At 51.3% G+C, this 6,398-nt stretch carries 8 protein-coding genes; 4 read left to right on the forward strand and 4 right to left on the reverse strand.

The window, feature by feature from the left end:
• Both QXH45_07335 and QXH45_07340 read right to left on the reverse strand, forming a co-directional pair.
• A partial coding sequence (locus QXH45_07335; protein ID MEM2079051.1) for a DNA cytosine methyltransferase occupies positions 1-333 on the reverse strand: 333 nt, incomplete at its 3' end.
• A gap of 10 nt (positions 334-343) precedes the next feature.
• Positions 344-2,656 (reverse strand): hypothetical protein, encoded by a 2,313-nt coding sequence (locus QXH45_07340; GenBank protein ID MEM2079052.1) that lies wholly within the window; start codon positions 2,654-2,656, stop codon positions 344-346.
• Between the two features lie 92 nt (positions 2,657-2,748).
• Here QXH45_07340 and QXH45_07345 point away from each other — a divergent pair, with 92 nt between their 5' ends.
• The 4 genes from QXH45_07345 to QXH45_07360 all read left to right on the forward strand — a co-directional run bounded on the left by QXH45_07345 (position 2,749) and on the right by QXH45_07360 (position 5,371).
• Positions 2,749-3,396 carry a hypothetical protein gene (locus tag QXH45_07345; protein ID MEM2079053.1) on the forward strand — a complete coding sequence of 216 codons (648 nt, stop codon included), beginning with the start codon at positions 2,749-2,751 and terminating at the stop codon, positions 3,394-3,396.
• Between the two features lie 533 nt (positions 3,397-3,929).
• Entirely contained in the window at positions 3,930-4,238 is a 309-nt protein-coding gene (locus QXH45_07350; GenBank protein MEM2079054.1) for a hypothetical protein, read from the forward strand.
• Positions 4,239-4,255: 17 nt separating this feature from the next.
• Complete coding sequence (locus tag QXH45_07355; protein ID MEM2079055.1) at positions 4,256-4,567, forward strand: hypothetical protein; 312 nt, start codon at positions 4,256-4,258, stop codon at positions 4,565-4,567.
• Positions 4,568-4,741: 174 nt separating this feature from the next.
• Positions 4,742-5,371 (forward strand): hypothetical protein, encoded by a 630-nt coding sequence (locus tag QXH45_07360; GenBank protein MEM2079056.1) that lies wholly within the window; start codon positions 4,742-4,744, stop codon positions 5,369-5,371.
• 37 nt (positions 5,372-5,408) lie between these two features.
• Here QXH45_07360 and QXH45_07365 read toward each other — a convergent pair whose 3' ends face one another.
• Both QXH45_07365 and QXH45_07370 read right to left on the reverse strand, forming a co-directional pair.
• Entirely contained in the window at positions 5,409-5,642 is a 234-nt protein-coding gene (locus QXH45_07365; GenBank protein ID MEM2079057.1) for a hypothetical protein, read from the reverse strand.
• A gap of 81 nt (positions 5,643-5,723) precedes the next feature.
• Positions 5,724-6,398: hypothetical protein (locus QXH45_07370; protein ID MEM2079058.1), on the reverse strand; the 675-nt coding region annotated here is incomplete at its 5' end.

The raw sequence follows: 6,398 nt of genomic DNA on the forward strand, positions 1-6,398 counted from the left end.
GTTCTCCATAACGAAGGCTATCGGCCGAATCCGGTGAACAGCATCATAGAAGGCACCCAGGCATGGGTGTGCTGGATGTCTTCTCCCTCTCTTGGTCAGGTTCAGAAGCGACCATGGCTCGCACGGCGGGCCGCCTATGATTAGGTCGAACTCTCCTTCCACCCTCTCTTTCACGAGGTCCACTTGGGCCGTCTTCCCCACCCCATTCAACTCGTAAGTCGCGCAGGCCTGATCGTCAATATCCATTCCGACAACCTCGAAGCCTGCCCAAGCGAAACCGAGGGCTAGGCCGCCCATTCCGCAGAAAAGATCGAGAACCCGCCGCCTGTCCATCTGAGGGCCCTCACCTCTCCGTCCTAAATACTGCACCTCCGGCAAGCCTAACATGCCCCTCCTTCTCGAGCTCTTCGAGTATCTCATCCGCCAGTCTATCCACGTTAATTCCGCTGAATCTGAAGTTTTCGTGGCAGCTGATACAGACGCGTAACCTAGCCCTTGCGGTTATGATATCCGTGCGGTAGTACTTGTCCAGAATTTCAAGGAGCCGGTGCTTACAGTCCGCCTTTATGAGGTTCTCGGCTCTGCGCCTAAGGATGTGCGGATCATCAGTTTTTATCGCCCACATCCCATTACGGGGCTGAACCACGACACCCTTTTTCACCAGCCCCCACAGAAGAGAGAAGACGATATACTTTCTCGCCCCCGGTATCTTTGCTTTTTTCATCAGTTCCTCTAGTGTGAGTAATTTATCCGGCTCCCCGGACAGCACGTCCATTATCCTAGACTCATCCGGATATATCCACATTCCGTCCTTCTCCAATAATCTTCCGCGCATCCGCAATGTGCTGAGAATCTCCCTTATCCAGAGACCGCCCATCCGCCTGTTAAGAGCGTCTAGTATTTTTGACACAGACAAAGCGTGAGGTACTCTCCTAAGTGCGTCGATGACGTCTGATTCGAGCCTTGCTAGGATTGTACGTGCAAACTCCGTCAGGTGATCGTCGCCCTCTATAACCCAGATCAAACGGGTATCCAGCCCATCAAGCTGTAGTGGCCGCACGCCCGCACTCCGCAGATCTTCCAGACCCCTCAGGATCAGGGATGCCGGCACGTTCAGAGAGCTCTCAGCTTTCGGAATGGCGATGAGCCCCTTCTCCTCCAACTCTCGTCGGAGCCAGTCAAGAATCGCCGCTCCTGTAGCCGCGTAAAGGACCTCGACCCCTATTTTGGTCACTTTGACTTCCCCTCCGAATTTCTTGATAAGGCCCGTATCTCTCATCCACAGAACATCCTCGTATGTCAAATTAGTACCGAAAATTGAACACAGCTCCTTAAATGATTTTGGGAGGAGCTCCTCATTCTCATGCATCCTGACCAGCTCCACTATACACGACATCACGGATTTGTTCCTATATAGTTTTTCGGCTATCGTTTGAAGACGGACTTTCTGACGATCAAGTATCAGAGTCCACAGAGCTAATGGTGCATACTCTGCCGGGCCCGGCATTTCGCCTCTAAGCCTCATCAGGGAAAGCTTCTGATCTAAGAAGCCGGCAACAATATCGTCACTAGTTGGGGCCTTATTCTGTGCCCAAATCAGGTATCCCGCCTCCCATTTGATGGAGCCTGTTCTGAACCGTGAGGGATCGACATTGGGGTAATGATGCCGGATGGCCTCCTGAGCGACCTTCATGCGAGCTCTAACGAATCCGATGATGTCATCCTCGAGGATCTCCGAATCACTCTCCGCGGGCTCGATGATGAAGGCCTCGGGGAGAGTCTGTCTTCCTCTTCCATACCACGTCACGGTGAGTGCCCTGACGGGTTCCCCCCTCAGCGCCTCAACGCCTTTAATATCGCCGTTCCATACAAGCTGGATTGCCACACCTCTGTTGAAGCGGCCCGCGATGCTGATAAGGGGGAGCCTGACATCGGATAAGTAGCCCGCGACGACCTGTATTGCGCCGAGCGCCACTCCTCCTCGCAGTTTTTCCCGCAATTGGCGTGAGGCAACTCTGCAGAAGTTTTCGAAGGCGATGGAGTATGGGTACCGTCGAAGATCATACAGCGAGGCCTTTAAAAGGTCCAACTCTTTGAGGATGAGCTCACCACGGTTATTGCGGATGGAGAGATGGACTGGATGAAGTCTGTTAACGTAGGGGATAGGTTGCACACCCCCAATTTCATACATGCCGGGGTTGAGATCGCGAACGTGATCAGCACGGCACCGGAGGGTCAGGGGGCATCCTAGCGACGGTATGACCACCGACAGATCGACAACATTTTCCCCGAAGAATGGATCGTAAAATTCCGCAGATTTTGAGAATACGTATCCTGAGAGCGTCGTACTCGTCGATATCGACAGCCTGTATCTTGCCGCCAAACGGGCAGGCTCGCAGATCTGTCTAGAATAAACCTCCTCTGAGACGGCGTATTCGCGGATTCTCTCACACCATCTTTTCAAGTATGAAAATGACTTTTTTGCTAACTCATGACCTCTTGCCATATCCGGGTCAAGGGCATCAGGTTGATGGTTCAGTATGATTTCAGCATTCTGGCGAGACGCGATAAGGGCGATGTATAGGGACTGAAGATACATTTTAACGCTTTTCTCGCGGAGAAACATAGGTCTGAGGAGCATCCCGCGGCTGCTCACGGTCTTTCGCGTTAAGCAAATATTTATGTCCGATCGTATATAAATCTATAAAAGGTCTCGATTCCATTTAGTGATAGGGCGGAAAACGTGAAATGGATATAGAGGACGAGATCGTCCAGAGAATTCTGAACTGGTATAAAGATCACGGCAGGTCATATCTCTGGAGGCAGAACCAAGATCCATACGGTATCCTGATCGCTGAAATGATGTTGCAGAGGACAAAATCGGATCAGGTGGCAAGAGTATATACCAGCTTCCTAAAGAAGTACCCTAACCCTACGGCCCTAGCTAACTCTGACCCAAGAGAGATCGAGCGGTTTCTGCGGCCCTTGGGCCTGAGATGGCGCGCAAGAAAGTTGTGGGAGATGGGGAGAACTCTAATAGAGAGGTTCAACGGGACCGTCCCCGACGACTACGAAGAGCTTCTGTCGCTCCCTGGCGTGGGCCAATACGCCGCATCAGCGGTTCTATGCTTCGCCTTCGGGAAGAACCTGCCGGTCATCGACGCAAACGTGTGTAGGGTGGTGAGCCGGCTCTTCGACCTGAGGCCGGCGGGTGAGGCAAGAAGGGATCAAAGGATTATCAAGAAGATACACGACCTCCACGCGCACGTTCTCCCGGAAGAGTGTTCGCGGTATAACTGGGCCATACTAGATCTCGCAGCTATAATCTGTACGCCTAGAAAACCCCTATGCCCCCGGTGTCCTCTAAACAGCTTGTGTAGAAACGCAACGGCTTAACCAAAAAGGTAGCTTCCAAGACTTAGCTGACGGCAACACGGCCACGGACAAACCTTTTGGTGCTATATTATCCCTCTACATAAGACGCCATGTCACTATGGTGCTGTAGCGACTGCAGCACAAGACGTCAAGTCACTAGTATGACGCGGGCGTGGGTGGCGTGGTATGAGCAGGCGTAGGAGGTCTGGGTTTTCCGAAGAGGTTTCTGTCAGTATTTGTGGCAACTGACTTCCTACTAGTCGTTATTCTCAGCTTCTTCAGCTTCTAGGTGGTCACACCCCCCTCTACAACCTCTAGGAACTCCTCTAGGACAGCTGCAATAGAACCCGCTGATCAAGCCTATTGGAGCACCTATATCCCAAGTTGTCGACTCCCTCTCAAACTTTTTCTCAGTTCTTAGTACCGGGACTCAACAACCGGTCGGCCTAGGTGCGACGATGGGCTACACATTGTCTATAGGAGAGTCCATATAGTATCAGACCAGTAGCGCAGTCACCCTGAGCGGCGTGGGGTTGCTGTATGCCGGGATACAGATGAAACCTGATAAACTAGGATACAAAGCTCTTAAGCTATATGACGAGGATACGGGCGCTGAAGGTGAGGTCTGGCTCCAGCCCTACGTAAATATAGCAGTCCTAGAGGGGACGGCTGAGAAATATAGCGTTAAGGTCGACACTAAGACAATACTTAAGTGCGACGACGGAACGCTCGGGATACTTCAGTACAACGGTGAGGAGAGAATGGGTGTAGGTGTTTCGGGTAGGATAGACTTCCAGAAAGCAGCCACGAGGAGGAGCAAATTTATGGCAAGCTCAGGCCGGCACTTGCCAGAGGAGCGGTAAACTGCCAGCTGCAGCTCGTGGCAGACTATAGCGGCGAGGTGAAGTTCGCAGAGGATGAGGAGCCGGTTTGGAAGACGCTGACCAACGTAGTGTTGGGGACATTCGACCTCAGAAAGGTTACTCCGGCAGTTGACTTCGAGTTCAGGAAAAACAGTAACGCCACGGACAGGTCTCTTGCCGATGTGATGGTTAGAGGCACGGGAGGAGTGGGGCAGCTGCAGACAATCACATATACTCACACCCAGTTCATAGTAACGACACCAGACAGTAACAAGAACAAACACAGTTGTAAGAACAAGTACAGTACAAGTAGTCACAACAATCACTAAATCACAGGAAAGGACAGTTACAGTTACTTTAACAGTAGGAGGTTCTGGGGGAGGGCTGACTGGAGGCGGAGGATGGTATCCAACTTCAGGGGTTTTAATCATCGAGCCTTATGACAAATTCATCTTCATCAGTGGGTGAGAGATGGATGTACGTTCCCGTTTTTTATTTCTGCGTTGTTTTTCGCCGGTCTAAACCCGTTAGCGACAACAAACTGGATAGAGATTTATCCGGTTCCAATCCCGCCAGAGGTGCTGGTCTATGTCGATACAACTGGACAGTGCCCGCAGGAAGATAGGGAAGATAGGATAATCTCTCAGTTGCCTGCCGCTTTCCGATTTCATCGGGAAGCCGTGTTAAGGTTCATAACAGAGTTAGGGGAGAGATACGAACAACTACTTGATGTTAAGTTTAAAACAACTTTCAGGAGGGAATCCGCTCATGTGATCTTCAGAGTTACCAATTTACAGCCGCCAACCATTGGACAGACTATTATAAGCGACACTCTCCTATTAGAAGTTGAAATCAGTTGCGAACTGGCTGGTTACCCTGTTTTCTATACACAGGCGATAATCTTACATGAATTGTACCATACTCTGGGGATTGGACATATAAGGGATAATGTAGCCGGCGACCTTGTGGGTGACCCCATCGCAGGCGTAAGTAGACCGGTCTATCCAACCACATTGACACTCTACGCCATCTACCTGAGGTATTTCGGCGGGCTATCTAACGCGAAAAAACATCCATACAACTCCCGAGAAACATACCCTATGTCCAGTCAAGGCCTTTCAACGAGACAATAGAGTCATTATCAAAAGAACTGTCATGGTATGTTCAGTCTTACGAAACTCTTATAACGACGATGAAGAACGATATCACTTTCTTGAGGGATACAACACTGGCCATAGAGTTGCGGTTGAAGAATACAGAGTCGAAAGTCAGTAACATGTCTTCCGAGCTGGTAGGTCTGTCGGGCCGTCTATCAACTGCTGAATCGCAACTAAACAACCTTGGAAGAGATTTCTCAAGCTTGAGGGAGGGGCAGAGAAGCATAAATGAAAGCCTCTCAGACATCCAAAGACTGTTAGACAGGAATGGAAGTGAGGTTGAGCTGCTTAAAAGCTCTCTTTCAGCCCTTTCTGCAGAACTGGAAAGTCAGTCACGAATGGTGACGACATTATCGCTGGTTGTGCTGATGCCGGCCCTCGTGTAGACCTCGTATGCATAGTTATACATGGCTGTGTGTGTTAGGAAGGTTGCCTCGGCCTCGCTCTTCACCTTTCTTGGGCATCCCTTCCCGGGGAAAAGGGGGAGGTAAGGGCCTCCAAAGCCCTTCCAGGCCAGCCAATCAAGCCTCTTCTTCACGGCATCCACCACGGCCTCGTCATCCACTATCTTGACCACTGCGTTCCCCCTCTTCGCAGTCCTCAGCCGGATAATCATCCTGTCGCCGTCAAACTCTATGTTCCTGACCAGTAGCCTGCTGATCTCTATCGGCCTGCAGAATGTCCTAGCAGCCAGCCCCACTAGGCAGGTTCTAATCCAACCCCTCTTCTCGCCGTCAACAACCATTCCCTCCACAAACCTCCGGAACCCCGGGTGGAAGTACCTGTACCTGATCAGCCGCGAGTCGAGCTCAGCCGCCGTCTTCACCAGCTTCTCCCTCTCCGCATCCGTCAAGACACGCATCCTCATATAGCCCTCATCAAGATACTTCGAGTCATAGTACACAGTCACCTCCCTTGCCAAGTTGTCGAGTAGGCTGGCGAGGTAGCCTGTAACCTCCGGGCTCGCGCCTATAGACCTGAGAAACTTCAGCAACACCGTCGC

Origin of the sequence: Thermosphaera sp., assembly GCA_038827615.1 — an archaeon.
Lineage (GTDB): Archaea > Thermoproteota > Thermoprotei_A > Sulfolobales > Desulfurococcaceae > Thermosphaera.